This is a genomic window from Enterococcus sp. 7E2_DIV0204, assembly GCF_002140855.1.
Lineage (GTDB): Bacteria > Bacillota > Bacilli > Lactobacillales > Enterococcaceae > Enterococcus_L > Enterococcus_L lemimoniae.
The window spans coordinates 2,268,858-2,285,777 of the sequence record NZ_NGKY01000001.1; the positions used below are offsets into that span (position 1 = coordinate 2,268,858).

19 protein-coding genes are annotated in these 16,920 nt (G+C 36.1%); 16 read left to right on the top strand and 3 right to left on the bottom strand.

The features are described from left to right. The first annotated feature begins 293 nt into the window (after positions 1-293). Positions 294-857, top strand: a complete 564-nt coding sequence (gene ahpC, locus A5819_RS10590) for an alkyl hydroperoxide reductase subunit C (protein ID WP_010773275.1) — start codon at positions 294-296, stop codon at positions 855-857. Between the two features lie 97 nt (positions 858-954). Continuing rightward, the gene (locus tag A5819_RS10595) at positions 955-2,637 is read left to right on the top strand and encodes an FAD-dependent oxidoreductase (protein ID WP_086278764.1); all 1,683 of its coding nucleotides are present in this window, start codon (positions 955-957) and stop codon (positions 2,635-2,637) included. Between the two features lie 45 nt (positions 2,638-2,682). Here the strand turns inward: A5819_RS10595 and A5819_RS10600 are convergent, their stop codons facing one another. Then, entirely contained in the window at positions 2,683-3,216 is a 534-nt protein-coding gene (locus A5819_RS10600; RefSeq protein WP_086278765.1) for a 3'-5' exonuclease, read from the bottom strand. Positions 3,217-3,342: 126 nt separating this feature from the next. Further along, on the bottom strand, positions 3,343-4,101 hold the full coding sequence (locus tag A5819_RS10605) for an exodeoxyribonuclease III (RefSeq protein WP_086278766.1): 759 nt from the start codon (positions 4,099-4,101) through the stop codon (positions 3,343-3,345). A 264-nt stretch (positions 4,102-4,365) separates the two neighbouring features. Here A5819_RS10605 and A5819_RS10610 point away from each other — a divergent pair, with 264 nt between their 5' ends. The 3 genes from A5819_RS10610 to murB all read left to right on the top strand — a co-directional run bounded on the left by A5819_RS10610 (position 4,366) and on the right by murB (position 7,504). After that, the gene (locus tag A5819_RS10610; protein ID WP_254907255.1) at positions 4,366-5,547 is read left to right on the top strand and encodes a chloride channel protein; all 1,182 of its coding nucleotides are present in this window, start codon (positions 4,366-4,368) and stop codon (positions 5,545-5,547) included. Between the two features lie 68 nt (positions 5,548-5,615). After that, complete coding sequence (locus tag A5819_RS10615; RefSeq protein WP_086278768.1) at positions 5,616-6,530, top strand: Gfo/Idh/MocA family protein; 915 nt, start codon at positions 5,616-5,618, stop codon at positions 6,528-6,530. Between the two features lie 71 nt (positions 6,531-6,601). After that, on the top strand, positions 6,602-7,504 hold the full coding sequence (gene murB / locus A5819_RS10620; RefSeq protein WP_086278769.1) for a UDP-N-acetylmuramate dehydrogenase: 903 nt from the start codon (positions 6,602-6,604) through the stop codon (positions 7,502-7,504). Positions 7,505-7,542: 38 nt separating this feature from the next. On the opposite strand, the gene cbpA is transcribed toward murB, so the two are convergent. Further along, positions 7,543-8,187, bottom strand: a complete 645-nt coding sequence (cbpA, locus tag A5819_RS10625) for a cyclic di-AMP binding protein CbpA (RefSeq protein WP_086278770.1) — start codon at positions 8,185-8,187, stop codon at positions 7,543-7,545. A 148-nt stretch (positions 8,188-8,335) separates the two neighbouring features. On the opposite strand from cbpA, the gene rpmG reads away from it, so the two are divergent. From rpmG to A5819_RS10680, 11 genes are all read left to right on the top strand, one after another. Next, positions 8,336-8,488: a 50S ribosomal protein L33 gene (gene rpmG, locus A5819_RS10630; RefSeq protein WP_010760564.1), complete on the top strand. Its 153-nt coding sequence runs from the start codon at positions 8,336-8,338 to the stop codon at positions 8,486-8,488. A 17-nt stretch (positions 8,489-8,505) separates the two neighbouring features. Then, entirely contained in the window at positions 8,506-8,676 is a 171-nt protein-coding gene (secE, locus tag A5819_RS10635) for a preprotein translocase subunit SecE (protein WP_086278771.1), read from the top strand. Positions 8,677-8,850: 174 nt separating this feature from the next. After that, positions 8,851-9,393 (top strand): transcription termination/antitermination protein NusG, encoded by a 543-nt coding sequence (gene nusG / locus A5819_RS10640; RefSeq protein ID WP_010773265.1) that lies wholly within the window; start codon positions 8,851-8,853, stop codon positions 9,391-9,393. 112 nt (positions 9,394-9,505) lie between these two features. Then, complete coding sequence (locus tag A5819_RS10645; protein WP_086278772.1) at positions 9,506-10,372, top strand: alpha/beta fold hydrolase; 867 nt, start codon at positions 9,506-9,508, stop codon at positions 10,370-10,372. A gap of 76 nt (positions 10,373-10,448) precedes the next feature. Then, positions 10,449-11,465, top strand: coding sequence for a LacI family DNA-binding transcriptional regulator (locus A5819_RS10650; protein WP_086278773.1), 1,017 nt, complete (start codon positions 10,449-10,451; stop codon positions 11,463-11,465). Between the two features lie 144 nt (positions 11,466-11,609). Beyond that, positions 11,610-12,530 carry a ribonucleoside hydrolase RihC gene (rihC, locus tag A5819_RS10655; RefSeq protein ID WP_086278774.1) on the top strand — a complete coding sequence of 307 codons (921 nt, stop codon included), beginning with the start codon at positions 11,610-11,612 and terminating at the stop codon, positions 12,528-12,530. A gap of 15 nt (positions 12,531-12,545) precedes the next feature. Beyond that, positions 12,546-13,919 carry a C4-dicarboxylate transporter DcuC gene (dcuC, locus tag A5819_RS10660; RefSeq protein ID WP_086278775.1) on the top strand — a complete coding sequence of 458 codons (1,374 nt, stop codon included), beginning with the start codon at positions 12,546-12,548 and terminating at the stop codon, positions 13,917-13,919. Between the two features lie 45 nt (positions 13,920-13,964). After that, the gene (locus A5819_RS10665) at positions 13,965-14,432 is read left to right on the top strand and encodes a GNAT family N-acetyltransferase (RefSeq protein WP_086278776.1); all 468 of its coding nucleotides are present in this window, start codon (positions 13,965-13,967) and stop codon (positions 14,430-14,432) included. Between the two features lie 16 nt (positions 14,433-14,448). Next, positions 14,449-15,348: a ribokinase gene (gene rbsK / locus A5819_RS10670; RefSeq protein WP_086278777.1), complete on the top strand. Its 900-nt coding sequence runs from the start codon at positions 14,449-14,451 to the stop codon at positions 15,346-15,348. Between the two features lie 149 nt (positions 15,349-15,497). Next, a complete protein-coding gene (locus A5819_RS10675) occupies positions 15,498-16,358 on the top strand; it encodes a sigma-70 family RNA polymerase sigma factor (protein ID WP_086278778.1) in 861 nt (286 codons plus the stop codon). A 73-nt stretch (positions 16,359-16,431) separates the two neighbouring features. Further along, positions 16,432-16,878 carry a carboxymuconolactone decarboxylase family protein gene (locus A5819_RS10680; protein WP_086278779.1) on the top strand — a complete coding sequence of 149 codons (447 nt, stop codon included), beginning with the start codon at positions 16,432-16,434 and terminating at the stop codon, positions 16,876-16,878. The last annotated feature ends 42 nt before the right edge of the window (positions 16,879-16,920 follow it).

Consider the following 16,920-nt stretch of genomic DNA (forward strand, 5'->3'; position numbering starts at 1 on the left):
TTTTTGTTAAAGGGTCTTTAAATGAAAATAGCTGTTGTTATTGAGAATGAAAGAGCTATTTTCTCAAAGAGAAGACGAAAATGGCAAAAATAAAATAACTAAACTGTAATTATTCTATTGACAGAATAATTTTAAATTGATACGCTAAGAGTGTAGAAAAAATATCTAGTTGTATGGGTTAGACGCTCAGAAAAAAGATAAAATATGAATAAGCAAGAAAGTATCGCGTTCATATTTTTTAATCGAGATTAAGCGAGCCCATAACGCTTGTAAATTTTAGGAGGAATAATTAAATGAATTTAATCAACACAAAACTATTAGACTTTGAATGCGACGCATACCAAGATGGAGAGTTCATCAAAGTATCAACAGCAGATGTATTAGGTAAATGGAGTATTTTCTTCTTCTATCCAGCTGACTTTTCATTTGTTTGTCCAACAGAACTTGGGGACATGCAAGATCACTATGATCACTTAAAAGAGTTGAATTGTGAAGTTTATTCTGTATCTGAAGATAGCCACTTTGTTCATAAAGCATGGGCTGATGCGACAGATACGATCGGTAAGATCAAATACCCAATGTTAGCTGATCCAAATGGAAAAATTGCTCGTTTCTTTGGCGTTTTAAATGAAGACTTGGGTCAAGCTTACCGTGGTACATTTATCGTTAGCCCAGAAGGCGAAATCAAATCTTACGAGATCAATGATATGGGGATCGGTCGTAATGCGGAAGAATTAGTTCGTAAATTAGAAGCATCGCAATTTGTAGCTAAACATGGTGATAAAGTTTGTCCTGCAAACTGGAAACCTGGTGAAGAAACAATTGCACCAAGTTTAGACTTAGTTGGTAAAATCTAAATCTTAAAATAGACAATGGTAAGACTTCCTTTTTTGGGGAGTCTTTCTTAAAATTTAACGTTAAAAAAACAATGAATTACCTAAAAGGAGAACAGAGATGAGTCAAGAAATTTATGATTTGATCGTAATTGGCGGCGGTTCAGCGGCTTTATCAGCTGGGATTTATGCAGGTCGTGCGATGTTAGATACATTGATTATTGAAAAAGACAAAATTGGTGGACAAGTAACAACAACTTCTGAAATCGTGAACTATCCAGCAATCAGAGCGACAACTGGACCTGAATTAATGGAAGATATGCGATTACAAGCGCTAGACTTTGGGGTTGAATTTACAACGGATGAAATCATTGATGTAGATTTAAGCCAAACAGTGAAAACAGTAAAGTCAGCAACAAAAACCTATCAAGCTTATGCTGTGATCATTGCAACAGGAGCTTCTGCACGTAAAATTGGTTTCCCTGGTGAAATAGAGTTTACAGGGCGAGGTATTGCGTACTGTTCAACCTGTGATGGTGAATTCTTCCAAGGACTAGATATTTTTGTACTTGGCGGCGGATATGCAGCGGCAGAAGAAGCTGTTTATTTAACTCGTTACGGAAAATCAGTGACAATGATCATTCGTGAGCCTGATTTTACCTGTGCCAAACTAACTGCTGAAGCGGCTAAACAACATCCAGACATCAAAATTGTTTACAATACAGAAGTCAAGGAAATCACTGGCGATGACTTTGTTCGTAAAGCTGTTTTTGTTAATAATGAAACAGGAGAAGAAACAACATACGAAGCCCCAGCAGATAGCACTTTTGGTATGTTCGTTTTTGCAGGGAATAAACCAAGTACAGAAATTTTTGAAGGAAAAGTCGAGCTAGATCGAGGCTATGTCCCTACGAATGAAAATATGGAAACCAATGTACCTGGGGTATATGCAGCCGGGGACTTACGAATCAAAGAACTACGTCAAATCGTTACAGCTGTAGCTGATGGCGCAATTGCCGCGACGAATGCACAAAAATATATCACAGAAGAAAAAACAAAAGCTGGTTTGCCAATCGTCAATGAGCGTATGGAAAAACGTTTAGCGATGCAACATGCTGAAAATAAAGAAGCTCAACCAAAAGCAGAGAAGAAACCTGCTAAAGCGACAAGCGGCAATAACACTTGGTTCCCTGACGCAATGAGAGAACAATTAGGTGGTATTTTTGGTAAATTAACGAAGAATGTTACGTTATTACAAGTCATGGATAGCAGTGAAGAAAAATCACTAGAGTTGAACTCTTTTCTAACTGAGTTTGCGTCATTGAGTGATAAGATTTTATTGGAAACCGTTGAAAAAGGTACAGACGTAGAAGCAAAATATGGTATTGATAAATTACCAAGTGTAGTTGTCTTAAATAATCAAGGTGAATACACTGGAATCAAGTTTAGCGGAATTCCGAGTGGTCATGAAGTCAATTCAATTGTTTTAGCGGTCTACAATGTGGGAAGCGCTGGACAGCCAATAGAAGAGCCTATCGTAAATAAAATCAAAGCATTACCTAAAAAGAAAGTGCAGATTTTCGTATCATTGACCTGTCACTATTGCCCAGATGTGGTAGCGGCCTGTCAACGGATTGCTTCAATCAATCATAATGTTGAAGCTGAAATGATCGATATCGGTGTTTTCCCAGAACTGAAAACAGAAAAGAAAATCATGAGCGTTCCTGCGATGATCATTGATGATCAGAAAATTGTCTTTGGTTCTAAAAATATGGATGAAATTGTTGAAATTTTAGAGAAATAAAAAAAGCCGAATCAACTGAACATTTTGTTCTTGATTCGGCTTTTTTTATTTTATCGTAACTAGTTTTTTTAAAGGTTCTACTCCAAAATGTTTTTCTTGATACAATAAAATTTCAGCACATGCCCGACTATCTTCCAAAGCATCATGGTGATTCTCTAATTGGATATTTAGATTTTCACAAACTGTATTTAACTTGTGGTTAGGTAGTTCTGGAAATAATTTACGGCTAGTTTTCACTGTACATAACGAAAGGTAATTCGGCTGAGCGATGCCATAATAATCCAAACAACCTGCTAAAACACCACAGTCAAAGGGAGCGTTATGAGCAACCACTAAACTATTTGATTTGAAACAAGATTGGATTTGACGCCAAACATCAGGAAACTTTGGTGCATCAACGACATCTTCTGGCTTGATACCATGGATCTGAATATTTTTCCAGAAAAAATCTGTTTCTGGTTTAATTAGAGAATAATATTCATCAACAATTTTATTATTTTCTACCTTTACTAATGCGACAGAACAAGCGCTATGCTTGGCATAACTAGCTGTTTCAAAGTCTATGGAATAAAAATTCATGTTCATTATCCCTTTCAGTTCTAAATTAATTCATACATGCAGTATATCAAAATAAATGGCAGATAGTAAGCCTAATTCTAAAATATTAACAGAAATTAAATGAAAAACGAGAGAAGCATTCTCTCGTTAAGCAATCGTTAAATCAAGCTCAACTGGACAATGATCACTACCAGTAATCTCAGTATGGATCTTCGCACTGGTTAAAGCCTCTTTCAAAACATCAGAAACGACAAAATAATCGATTCTCCATCCAGCATTATTCTTCCGAGCATTAAAACGATAGCTCCACCAAGAATAAACGCCTTCTTGATCAGGATAAAAATGGCGATAGGTATCAATAAAACCACTATCCAACAATTCAGTAAACTTCGCCCGTTCTTCTGGTGTGAACCCCGCATTTTTTTGATTCGTTTTCCAGTTTTTTAAATCAATATTTTGATGGGCAACATTTAGGTCACCACATAGAATCACTGGTTTTTCTTTACTTAATTCGTTTAAATACGCACGAAAAGCGTCTTCCCAAGTCATGCGGTAATCTAAACGCTTTAGTTCATTTTGTGAATTAGGCGTATAACAGGTGATCATAAAGAAGTTAGGATATTCTAATGTGATCAGACGACCTTCTTGATCATGTTCCTCAAGATCCATACCATATCGAACACTAATCGCTTCTTCTTTAGCAAATATTGCAGTACCAGAGTAGCCCTTTTTCTCAGCATAGTTCCAATATTGATAGTAGCCAGGTAAGTCTAAATCAATTTGTCCTTCTTGTAATTTGGTTTCTTGTAAGCAGAAAAAATCTGCATCTAGTTCATTAAATACTTCCATAAAATTTTTCTTAACAACAGCACGTAAGCCGTTAACATTCCATGAGATACATTTCATAATGATAACCCTCTTTCAACTTTTATACGATTACTGGTTTTGTCAAACAGTCTTTAGAATAGTTTAACATAAATAGTTTCAATTTTTAGGATTCTTCTCTTATTTTCTGTGGGAGTAGATCAGTCTTTTTTATTGTGTAGATTGACAAGTTTCTGTTTCTAATCACGGATCATCATAAATGTGTTCAGGTATTTAGATTTATGATAAAGTTATAGGAAAGAACCGAAAATATCAATGATTTTCTAGTATGGAATGAAAGAATTTATGAAGCTAAATGTAAAAGAATTGAGCTTGTTGATTTATGGTATTGTACTAAGTAGCATAATTGGGATGATTTCCTTTATTTTTCTAAGACTGGAAGGGCTAGGCTCTGAATTGCTTTGGGACTTGGTTGCACCGGATAATCACTTCCGAATTTTTTATATTTTAGGAATTACAGTCGTTGGCGGCTGTCTGTTAGGAATTTTCCGAAAAAAATGGGGAAATTTACCTCATACTGTTCATGATTCAATGACAGAATTAAAGCAAAATAAAACACTGGATTATAGTAGTGTGTTCCATAGCTTGCTAATTGCACTAATCGTATTAGTTTTTGGTGCGAGGGTAGGACCAGAAGCGGGCTTATTAAGTGCAGTGATTTATTTGTCGGTCTGGCAAGCAGATAAACTGCGTTATTATTACTTTCACTATGACGAGTTGAAAGGATTATCTGTGAAAAATCGTGCAGCACGCTTGTTGAATCATAGCAAACATTTACTGAATTATGATGAAAAAAGAGTTATAAGTGAACATCAGAAGTTGAAAAAAAAGATTTTTTATTTATTGTTTATCGCGAATGGTTTAATTTCTTTTTTCCTATTAATGAAAATGACAGGGCAACCCTCTTTTATTTCTAAAATGGGCGAGTCTCATTGGATTTGGTCAGAGTTATGGATAGGCCTACCATTAGTTGTATTTGGGTTGTTGTTTGGGGAAGGCTATAGTCTTTTGACTGAATTCTTAAAAAAACACTTAGATTTTTGGTATGAGTTTCCGGTTCGTAAAGCATTAATAGGATCGATCTCAATCTTTTTAATTGGTGTTTTTGTCCCCAATTTACTTTTTTCAGGGCAACTATCACTGTCACTTGCACCATTTGTAGGGAGCCAAGCTTCATTTTTGGTATTGACACTGATTGCGTTGCTTAAATTATTGTTCTTGCAAATATGTCTCAATACAGGCTGGATTGGAGGCGATATCTTCCCAATTGTCTTTTCAGCGATCATTCAAGGGTTTGCTGTATTGCAGTTATTCCCTCAAACAGACCGCTTATTGATTGTTGCTATCGCAATTATAAAGTCACCATTGCCAGTTGGGATATTTATGATGCTGTTTTTCCCACTAAACCTCAGTCCAATATTTTTTAGTGACAGCTGCAATTTTATTGGCAGTAAAAATGGTATCTAGTGGTTTAATGGAAAAAAATTAATTAAAGATTGTAATAAAAAATAATGTATTGAACGAGGAGGATTCTTATGAAAATCGGTGTTATTGGTCTTGGAAATATCGCACAAAAAGCCTACTTACCTATATATTCGCAACTAAGAGATCAAGCAACCTTTATTTTATCTACCAGAAATGAACAAACCCGCAAAGAAATCAGTGAAAAATACGGATTCAATGAAATAGTGTCTTCTACAGAAGAATTGATTCAAGCTGGAATATCTGCTTGCTTTGTTCATGCTGCAACCAACGTTCACGGGCAACTTGTCAAACAATTACTTGAAGCTGGTATCCATGTTTTTGTCGATAAACCTCTAAGTGAAAACTTAGCTGAAGTCAAAGAAATTCAAACACTAGCAGCAGAAAAAAAACTACTTTTAATGGTCGGTTTTAATCGTCGCTTTGCACCATTTGTAGCAGAATTAAAGTCTGTTGAAAATAAAAATATGCTATTGATCCAAAAAAATCGAGTAGCTTCAGAGTCTACAGTTAATTTTGTGATCTATGATTTATTTTTACATGTTGCTGATACACTTGTCTATCTACTCGATGATGATATTCGACATGTCCAAACAAAAATCATCGAGGAAAATAATCTTTTAAAAAGAGCGTTTCTCCAAGTTGAAACAGCAACAACAACAGCGATTGCTTCTATGAACCTATACGCTGGCTCAAACACTGAGACCTATCAGTTAACAAGTCCAGATGGAACCTTTGTTTTAGAGAATCTGACTGATTTCACGTTCCAAAATCAATTTGGAACCCAACTAAAAAAATTCGGTGATTGGGCAACGACTTTAGAGAAACGAGGCTTTGAGCAAATGGTGGTGGAATTTATCACAGCTGTTCAAACAAATGATGGGACACAGTTAAAACAAGAAAAAATCTTTACTAGTCATGAGCTTTGTGCGCAAATGTTGCGCAAGCATCAAGAACATATTTTATAGACTCAGACTAGAAAGTTTCTCTTTGACATGCTAGAATAAATAGGATGTTTGAAAGAAAGGAACGACTTTCGATGAATAAAATTGAAATGATGAATGACTTAACCGAGATAACTTTACTATTTGATGAACCTTTGATGAATTTTACTTTTACTAAAACGGGTGGACCTGTAGATGTTTTGGCTTTTCCAAAATCCCAAGCTGAAGTAACGACCTTAGTTGAATATTGCCGTGGACACGATATTCCTTGGCTTGTTTTAGGGAATGCGAGCAATTTGATTGTTCGTGATGGCGGTATTCGCGGTATGGTGATCATGTTAGAGAACATGAAACAAATTACAGTTCAAGAAAACCAAATCATTGTTGAAGCTGGAGCAAAATTGATTGATACAACGTATGTTGCATTAGAGCATGATTTGACTGGTTTTGAATTTGCTTGTGGTATTCCAGGGAGTATTGGTGGAGCAGTCTATATGAACGCTGGAGCTTATGGTGGGGAAATCAAAGATGTTTTCACAAGTGTAGATGTTTTGTTAGAAGATGGAACCATCAAAACATTGAAGAATGAAGAGATGCACTTTTCATATCGTCACAGTACAATTCAAAAAATGCACTGTATTGTTTTAGAAGCAACTTTTTCTTTAGAAAAAGGTGAGCCCAATGTAATCAAGAGTCAAATGGAAGAGTTGACTGAACTTAGAGAGTCGAAACAACCATTAGAGTACCCCTCTTGTGGTAGCGTCTTTAAACGTCCAGAAGGACATTTTACTGGAAAATTAATTCAGGATGCTGGGCTACAAGGATTGAAGTGGGGCGGTGCTCAAATTTCAGAAAAGCACGCTGGCTTTATCGTGAATATCGATCACGCTACGGCGACTGATTATGTAGAATTGATTGCGCATATCCAACAAGTGATCAAAGAAAAATTTGATGTTGTCTTGGAAACAGAAGTCCGAATTATTGGTGAAGAACGATAATAAAAAGAAGCCTTTCATTGAAAGGATTCTTTTTATTATTATTCAGCACTTGCTTGCAAATCTTCGATCTCAACGACCTTAAGATTCTTACGCTCTAAATTCTCAACAATTACTGCACAGGTCTCTTCAGACGTTTCTGCAGGTAAAGTAATCAAGGTACGGCGGATAAACTCGTCTTCACCGATATCCAGAGTAATACAGCTGGCAATACTGCTATGCTTTGCAATGATTTTCGTCATGGCAGCTAGATCGCCTTGTTTACCTGTTGTAGCGATTGTTAAAACGTAACTACCACGTTCAATATTCCAAGATTGAGCGAGAATATTCAATAACGTACTGTGCGTTAAAATGCCATAAAAATAGTTGTTTTCATCTAACACAGCAATGTAAGGTAATTCTTTGATTGTAAAGAAAACTTTGAAAAAGGATGTGTTGACAAAAATAAATTTAGTTGCATTTTTTAATAAATAAGTCACTGGTAAAGTCATATCTCCACCGTTTGCTTTATGGCGGTAGATGTGCATTTTATAGATATTTCCTCTAAAAATCTTTTCCGATTCATCTAAGATCGGCACACAACGATAACCTGAATCTTCGAGGATGGTTAATGCTTCTTCCAAAGTACAAGATTCATTGACTGTTGTAAGATTTTTCTTTTTGATAACAACGGATTTTAATAACATAGTTTGACCTCCCGTAGGTTAAATTCATCTAACAAAGTAATGATAACATAATTTGTAAGAAAACCATAGTTTATTGAGTATCCATTGACATTTTACTGAAAGAATGATAATGTTGTTGAGTAAATTTGTGAATAGAGGAGGTTGAACAATGGCAACAAAAAAATCAGCACTTGCTTGTTCAGATTGTGGCTCCAGAAACTATTCTAAAGCCGTCAGTGAAGGAAAACGTGGAGAACGGTTAGAAATCAAAAAATTCTGTAAATACTGTCAAAAATACACGTTACATAAAGAGACGAAATAGATATAGGAGGAGTTCAAATGAAATTTTTACGTAGTGTTAAAGATGAGATGAAGCAAGTGACTTGGCCATCTAAAAAACAATTACGCAAGGATACGTTGGTTGTTATCGAAACATCAATCATTTTTGCTGCATTATTCTTTGTAATGGATACAGTGATCCAAACAGCATTTGGTTGGATTCTTAAGTAATTCAAACTAGTATTTAAGTACAGATAGTGCTATAATTACAAGTGAGGAAAAACTTCGGGGAACTGAGGTTTTTTTATTTTCACATGAAAAAAAACAAATGAGTGGCAAGATTCAACTTGTTACTCTTGAAGTATTATTTCAACCAACTAATAAACCAAAGGAGCCGAATCAGAAATGGAATCATTTGAAAAGAATTGGTATGTATTACATACGTACTCTGGCTATGAAAACAAAGTAAAAGCAAACATTGAATCACGTGCACAAAGCATGGGCATGGGAGATTTTATTTTCCGCGTCGTCGTTCCAGAAGAAACTGAAACAGAAGTCAAAAATGGTAAATCAAAAGAGATCGTTCATAAAACTTTCCCAGGTTATGTTTTGGTAGAAATGACGATGACAGATGATTCTTGGTATGTAGTCCGTAATACACCAGGTGTTACTGGGTTTGTCGGCTCACATGGTGCCGGAAGTAAACCAGCTCCTTTATTACAAGAAGAAATCAATCATATCTTGCGTTCGATTGGTATGAGCACACGTCAATCTGATTTGGATGTTGCACTAGGTGATACAGTCCGCATCATCGAAGGGGCCTTTTCTGGTCTTGAAGGTGAAGTAACTGAGGTTGATGAAGAACGTCAAAAATTAAAAGTGAATATCGATATGTTCGGTCGTGAAACAAGTACAGAATTAGACTTTGAGCAAGTAGATTCAATCTAAAAAAATAGAACGCTAAGACATGTTTGTTTTGGCAGATAGAGAGTGGAGCAAAACTAAACACTAGTTTTGACCTGCTCTCTTATACTATAGCGAAGCTTGAAAAGGTGGTAAAATGAAGAAAAAGCAGCATTATTTATTCGTAATTGTCTGTCTCTTGCTAGTGTTTGTTGGCTGCACTGATAAAAAAGCAGCTCAAAATGAAAATCAACAAGATCATAAAAATTCAACAACAAGTGAAACCCTTCAAAAAACAGCTGTTCCAACATTATTTATTCATGGATATAGCGGTGGTAATAATTCCTTTGGCCGTATGATCAAACGGATAGAAAAGAATGATCGTACGAAAAAGGAGCTGGTCTTGACTGTTAGTGCTGAAGGTTCCATTCAAGCAAAAGGGAAACTAACGGGTAAAAAAGATAATCCCAGCATTCAGGTTCTGTTTGAAGACAATAAAAATAATGAATGGAATCAGGCTGAGTGGATCAAAAATTGTTTAAGCTATCTTCGGGAGACTTATAAGGTAACGCAAGTCAATCTTGTGGGACATTCTATGGGAGGAGCCAGTTCTTTACGATTTTTATCGACTTATGGTGATGACCCGAGTCTACCTAAAATCAATAAATTTGTTGGGATAGCAGCGCCATTTAATAACTTTGTGGAATTATCAAATGGAGAGACACTTGAAGCAGTCATCACGAATGGGCCAGCAATCCAAAGTGAAAGATACGCTGATTATGTCAGTGGCATCGATAAAGTACCCGTTGCAATGGACGTATTGATCATCGCAGGAGATGTGCAAGATGGTAGTTTAAGTGATGAAGCTGTTCCGGTAGCAGATGCTTTAAGTGTTGTTTCATTGTTCAAGGCACATGGCAATCAAGTAGAAGAGAAGATTTTTTACGGAAAATCAGCGCAGCACAGCCAATTACATGAAAATACAGAAGTTGATCAGCTTGTTACAGATTTTTTGTGGAACTAAGAAATAGAACGGTCAGATAAAAGCGGCTCTTAACGGAATCTGCTTTTACCTTGGCTGGATTGAAAAGGAGAGAGTCATGAAAGTTAGAATGAAAGATATTGCAAAAATGGCGAATGTATCTGAAGCTGCGGTTTCTTTAGTTTTAAATGATAAGCCTTCTAGAATTTCTGAAAAAAAGAAACAAGAAATCAAAACAATTGCTAAGGAATTGAACTATGTTCCGAATATAGCTGCGCAAAGTCTAGCAAAAAATGCTTCTCAAACCATAGGCGTTGTTATTCCAGATATTGAAAATCCGTTCTTTTCTAAGCTATGTAAACAATTAGAAGAACAATTTAGAGCATTGGGTTATTTAACGATTATCGTCAATTCAAATGATGATTTTGCCGTAGAAAAAAATTTGATACAAATGTTGTTAAATCGCGGTGTTGACGGATTGATCATTGCTTTATCAAATGAGTCTTTTTCATCCAAAGAGGAACAAGAACGATTCTTGAAAGAGATCGATGCGCCATTTATTTTAGTAGATAGGCATGTTTCTTTCACTGGGATCAATCAAGTTTATTTTGACAGCCTAGCAGGCGGTAAGCTTGCAACGGAATATCTTCTTGAAAATGGTCATCAAAATATTGCCTTTATGACAGGAGATTTTAAAGTTCCCAGTACACTTGATCGTATTGAAGGCTATCGAGAAGCACTCCAAAGTTATGGTTTAGAAGTGAGGGAAGAGTATATTATTGAAACAGGCTATCGCTTTAAATATGGTATGGAAAAAGCCCAAGAACTGTTTTTATTGTCAGATGTGACGGCTGTGCTTACAGCTAATGATATGGTTGCCTTTGGTGTATTGAAGCAAGCCTTAGTCAGTGGTAAAGCAATCCCAGAAGATCTTTCGATCATTGGCTATGACCGCTTAGAAATGGCAGATATTTTAGGCCTTTCCTTAGCAACAGTAGAGCAAAATATCTTTGCGTTAACAGAACAAGCAGTTACTCTATTGAAAGAGCGGCTGACAAAACACAAGAAAAGAACTGAGACGATTATTTTGAAACCAAGCCTATTTAAAGGTGAAAGTGTTAAAAAAATAAAATAGTAGTTGACTAACCAAAAATAAAGCGTTATCATAATAGACAGATAGGTTAAGCGATTAATCTAAAAAATGCTTTTTTGATTATTGAAAAGGTATTTTTTTATACCAATTTGGTAATGCGCTTAACCTAAGAAGGAGGAAGGCTTTATGGTGAAAGAAAAACGACCAATCATTATTGACACAGACCCAGGAATAGACGACGCAGTAGCGTTATCAATCGCTCTTAATCACCCACAATTAGACGTTAAGTTGCTTACAACCGTTGCTGGAAATGTAAACGTACACAAAACAACTGAGAACACATTGAAATTAGTAACATTTTTTGGAAAACAAGTGCCTGTTGCTAAAGGGTGTGATAAACCCTTGTTGATTCAACTTGAAGATTCTGCTGAAATTCATGGTGAAAGTGGGATGGATGGCTATGATTTCCCACAAGCTACAGTAAATGCGCTTGATATCCATGCAGTAGAGGCCATGAGAGAATGCATTCTTTCTAGTGCAGAGCCGATCACGTTGGTTCCTATCGCAGCTTTAACCAATATCGCATTACTACTAAGTATGTATCCAGAAACGAAACAAAATATCAAAGAAATCGTTATGATGGGCGGTTCATTATCTAGAGGAAACACCAATACAAGTGCAGAATTTAACACATACGTAGATCCCCATGCTGCTCAAATCGTTTTTCAATCAGATATCCCGATCGTGATGGTTGGTCTAGACGTTACAAGTATAGCAGTGTTAACAAAAAATGAAACTGAAAAAATCAAAGAATTTGGCAAAGTTGGCAATATGTTTTACTCACTGTTCCAGCATTATCGCGGTGGGAGTTTACAGACAGGATTAAAAATGCACGACGTTTGCGCCATTGCCTATTTAACTGATCCTACCTTATTTACTGTTCAAGAAACCTTTGTTGAAATCGCTTTAGAAGGTCCAGCAGCTGGTGCTACAGTTGCCGACTTGAAAATGAAATATCATGATACAACAAATGCAACAGTCTGTTTAGATATTGACATTCCAGCATTTCAAAAATGGGTTGTTTCAAATTTAGAAAAAATAAATTAAAAAGGGAGACATACTATGATTGAGTCATTATTAGTATTAGTTGTTTTAGCTCTTGTTGCCTATTTGATTATCAAAAACTATCATCCTGCTTTGAGTTTAATCAGTGGAGCATTGATTTTGTTATTGTTTGCTGTTTTATTAGGTCATCCGTTGTATCCAGCGGGGGAAGGAACTGGTTTAGCCTTCTTTGATATCTTTTTAAAATTTAAAGATACGATCATTGCTCAAGTTAGCTCAGCCGGAATCGTGATCATGATTTTATTTGGTTACTCTGGTTATATGAACGTGATCGGAGCCAATCAAGTGGCGGTCAATATTTTAGTGAAGCCGCTACAAAAAATCAAATCAAAAGCGTTGTTTGTTCCTCTTGTATTTTTAGTTGGTAATTTAATGTCCTTAGTAGTACCAAGCGCATCTAGTTTAGCGATTATTTTGATGGCGATATTGTATCCAATGTTAGCTAGTATGGGGATTTCCTCGTTGACAACTGCAGGTGTGATCGCAATGACAGCAACAATCATGCCGACACCACTTGGAGCAGATAATGTGATTGCAGCACAAACACTGGATTATGATTTATTGACCTACGTTGCTTGGAATGCAAAAATTTCAATTCCTACGTTATTGATTATGGCTGTTGCTCATTATTTCTGGCAAAAATATTGTGATAAAAAAGAGGGAGCTTCAGCTTTTGTTGCAATCGAAAATGATGGACTAGCTGAACAAGAAGAGTCTGATACACCGAAAATTTATGCGTTGTTACCATTACTACCACTGATTTTAATTTTAGTCGTTGGAATCACAAGTATGTTTGTTAAAGGGATTCAAATGGATATTTTTGTTTTGACATTCATTTCGTTTTTCATTGCCGTTGCGTTTGAAACGATTAGACATCGTTCTTATAAGAGCATTCAAGATTCTGCTGCGGAAATGTTTAAAGGGATGGGACAAGGGTTTAGTCAAGTTGTTATGTTAGTGGTTGGTGGTTCATTATTTACAACTGCTGTGCAGTCTTTAGGAATTATTGACAATTTGATGGCATCGGTGGAATCATCAGCTTCCGCTGGCTTGGTCACAACATTGATCTTTAGCGGTGCCACTACGTTGTTTGGTATTTTAAGCGGTGGCGGTTTAGCGATGTTTTATGCAGTAATCGAATTGATTCCTGATATTGCAGCTAAAGCGGGAATTGACGGAATTTTGATTTCTTTACCAATGCAAATGATTGCAAACTTAGCAAGAACAATTTCACCGGTAGCAGCAGTTGTGATGATCGTCGCTTCAACTGTTGGAGTAAGTCCAGTTCGCATTTTAAAAAGGACTAGTGTGCCTACCATTATCGGCATCATTTCTGTGATTGTATTATCGATTCTGTTACTACCGTATTAATGTGAATTGTAGGAGCTGAACTGCCTTTTTCGGAGATGAGTCTAAATGAAAATAATGTTAGCTGAAGCAATCGACTATCTAGAAATCAATGATTTGTATGAAGCGGCAAAACAATATATGCATCAAACAGAGGTTTACCAGTGGACGAACGATTATCCTAATGAACAAATCGTTCAACAGGATATCGCTGCGCAATGTTTGTATAAACTAGTTGATGATGGTCAGATAGTGGCGGTGGCTACCGTAGATATTTTGGATCAAGATACCTATATTTTAAGACGTATTGCCACCGATCCTAACTATTTATCTAATGGTTATGCATCAAACTTACTGAATGATATAATAAATAGTATAAAAGAAAAAAATGGGAAACATATTTATTCAAGTACAAATCACTCCAATCTCAACATGCAGCATTTTTTTAGAAAGCATGGTTTTGAAAAAATTTCAGCATACACTGAAGTTGAAAGAGAGCATCTGGGTTCTTTCTATAAGTATTTGAAGAAAATATAAGTAAGGAGAGTCCGCGATGAAAAAAGTTATAGTTTTAGGCAGTATCAATATGGATATGGTCATGGAAACAGATCGGTTACCAAAGGTTGGAGAAACACTGCTAGGAGAGACCATTGATTATTATGTTGGTGGCAAAGGCGCTAATCAAGCAGTTGCAGCTTCCAGAGTAGGAGCTGAGGTTTCCTTGATTGGGAAAATCGGTGACGATACATTTGGTTCAAAGGTGTACAAGCACTTAGAAAAAGAGCACATCGATGTGAATGCAGTAACGGTTGAAAAAAACATATTTACAGGCGTAGCATCGATTTTCAAGTTAAAAGAAGACAATGCAATTGTTGTTTTGCCAGGTGCTAATATGCTTTTGACTGATGTCACGAATGAATTAAACAAAAAAGTAAATGAGCAAGATGTCCTTTTAACACAGTTGGAAATTCCAATAACGACTGTGCAAAATGGTTTGAAGTATGCCAAAGACAAAGGAGCAATCACGATTTTAAATCCTGCTCCGTATAATGAAAAAGTTGTTGAAATGCTACCGTTTGTGGATATTATTACGCCAAATGAAACAGAATTTGAAGGTTTATTAGGACATTCGATCGCGCATGCTAATCAATTTGAACAGGAAATGTTGAACTGGTCACAAGCGAATCATACACAACTGATTGTCACTCGTGGCGGTGCTGGAATTTCCTATACAACTGAGAGTAACGTTGTGACTATTCCAGCAGAAAAAGTTGCGATTGTGGATACAACGGGGGCTGGGGATACTTTTAATGGAATTTTAGCTGCCTGTCTAGCCAAAGGTATGGCAATTCCAGAGGCAATTAAACTCTCTGGCAAAGGTGCCACTCTCTCAATCACTAAATTGGGCGCCCAAACTGGAATGCCGACATTAGCTGAAATTGAAGCATTTTAAGAACAACTAAAACTACCATTTCTTTCACTACTGAAGGAGATGGTTTTTTAGCATTTCGTTCAACATTGTATTGAATCATAATACCAACTATAATAAGGTACTAGTTGTATGAACAAAACAATGATTACTTGAAATGAGGAAGCCTAATAATGGATGAAGCTATTTTGATTTTTGAAAAATTCAACATTTTACTCTATTCAATTGCTTATCAAATCTGTCACTCGAAAGAAGAAGCAGAAGATATTTTACAAGAAGTTCAGTTGAAGTGGTTGGAACAGGATTTTACGTTGATTAAAAATCCTAAAGCTTTTTTATCCAAGCTAGTTGTTAATCGCTCAATCAATTACCTGAATTCTGCCCAAGTTCAGCGTGTGGATTATTACGGACCATGGATTCCGGAACCAGAAATAGAATATTCAGAAGATCCTTTGATTGGCAAAGAAAAAATCACCTACGCTTTATTAGTTATTTTAGAACAATTGACTCCGCAAGAACGTGTGGTTTTTCTGATGAAAGAAGTGTTTACCTATTCTCATAAGGAAATTGGAGAATTGTTGGATATTACAGATGAAAATAGTCGCAAGCTATTAAGTCGAGCTAAGAATGCAGTTAAGGATAACGATATTTCTGTGGACAATACCAGCCAAGCTGAAAACCAAAAATTTATTGATCTGTTCAACTTCAGTATCGAAAGTGGGGATTTAGCACCGTTGTTGGGTTATTTAACCACTGAAGCGAAAATGTCGATTGATGGTGGGCAAAAACGTCGTGCACCACTAAGAACTTTGATCAAAGCAACTCGGATCCTTACTTTTTTAAAAGGTGTTATGCCACACGATTTTTTTGGTGATGAACGTGTTATCGGTGAGATTTATCAACAACCTTGTCTCTTTATTAAAGAGCAAAACCAATTGAAAAGTATCTTATTTTTAGGACTAAACCAAGAAAAAACGAAGATCCAGCATATTTTTATTATTAACAATCCTGATAAGTTGAAAAATATTTTATAAATGCTGTCACGTTTTATACTGCTGATTGGTCTTATAAGTGTAACAACAAATATAGATCAAAGGGGATCATAAAATGAGCAAAACAAGATTTTTATTACCAAAAGAAAATAGTGCAGCTTATCAAAAAATTGCTGAACTAGATCAAATTGGAAAAACTGGCAGTATCAGTGAAAGCTTACAGGAACTGATTAAAATCTATGCTTCTCAATTAAACGGCTGTGTCTTTTGTATTGATATGCATTCAAAAGATGCCTTAGCAAAAGGGGAGACATTACAAAGAGTCATTGGATTAGTGGCCTGGGAAGAAGCCGTTTTTTATACAGCAGAAGAACGTGCAGGTCTAGCTTTTACGAAGGAAATCACGCTGATCCATCAAGGTGGTGTAAGTGATAAGACCTATCAAGAGCTACAGCAATATTACAATGAAAAAGAAATTGGAGAATTGTTGGTATTGATTGGGACGATCAATCTGTATAATCGAATTGGCATCACTACATTATTACAACCAAAAATGGATTAAAAAAGAACAGCTGCTAAAATGCTGACGTTTTAGCGGCTGTTT

Coding starts and splice junctions, on each gene's coding strand:
- ahpC (WP_010773275.1), top strand. CDS start 294: ATGAATTTAATCAACACAAAACTATTAGACTTTGAATGCGACGCATAC.
- A5819_RS10595 (WP_086278764.1), top strand. CDS start 955: ATGAGTCAAGAAATTTATGATTTGATCGTAATTGGCGGCGGTTCAGCG.
- A5819_RS10600 (WP_086278765.1), bottom strand. CDS start 3,216: ATGAATTTTTATTCCATAGACTTTGAAACAGCTAGTTATGCCAAGCAT.
- A5819_RS10605 (WP_086278766.1), bottom strand. CDS start 4,101: ATGAAATGTATCTCATGGAATGTTAACGGCTTACGTGCTGTTGTTAAG.
- A5819_RS10610 (WP_254907255.1), top strand. CDS start 4,366: ATGAAGCTAAATGTAAAAGAATTGAGCTTGTTGATTTATGGTATTGTA.
- A5819_RS10615 (WP_086278768.1), top strand. CDS start 5,616: ATGAAAATCGGTGTTATTGGTCTTGGAAATATCGCACAAAAAGCCTAC.
- murB (WP_086278769.1), top strand. CDS start 6,602: ATGAATAAAATTGAAATGATGAATGACTTAACCGAGATAACTTTACTA.
- cbpA (WP_086278770.1), bottom strand. CDS start 8,187: ATGTTATTAAAATCCGTTGTTATCAAAAAGAAAAATCTTACAACAGTC.
- rpmG (WP_010760564.1), top strand. CDS start 8,336: ATGGCAACAAAAAAATCAGCACTTGCTTGTTCAGATTGTGGCTCCAGA.
- secE (WP_086278771.1), top strand. CDS start 8,506: ATGAAATTTTTACGTAGTGTTAAAGATGAGATGAAGCAAGTGACTTGG.
- nusG (WP_010773265.1), top strand. CDS start 8,851: ATGGAATCATTTGAAAAGAATTGGTATGTATTACATACGTACTCTGGC.
- A5819_RS10645 (WP_086278772.1), top strand. CDS start 9,506: ATGAAGAAAAAGCAGCATTATTTATTCGTAATTGTCTGTCTCTTGCTA.
- A5819_RS10650 (WP_086278773.1), top strand. CDS start 10,449: ATGAAAGTTAGAATGAAAGATATTGCAAAAATGGCGAATGTATCTGAA.
- rihC (WP_086278774.1), top strand. CDS start 11,610: ATGGTGAAAGAAAAACGACCAATCATTATTGACACAGACCCAGGAATA.
- dcuC (WP_086278775.1), top strand. CDS start 12,546: ATGATTGAGTCATTATTAGTATTAGTTGTTTTAGCTCTTGTTGCCTAT.
- A5819_RS10665 (WP_086278776.1), top strand. CDS start 13,965: ATGAAAATAATGTTAGCTGAAGCAATCGACTATCTAGAAATCAATGAT.
- rbsK (WP_086278777.1), top strand. CDS start 14,449: ATGAAAAAAGTTATAGTTTTAGGCAGTATCAATATGGATATGGTCATG.
- A5819_RS10675 (WP_086278778.1), top strand. CDS start 15,498: ATGGATGAAGCTATTTTGATTTTTGAAAAATTCAACATTTTACTCTAT.
- A5819_RS10680 (WP_086278779.1), top strand. CDS start 16,432: ATGAGCAAAACAAGATTTTTATTACCAAAAGAAAATAGTGCAGCTTAT.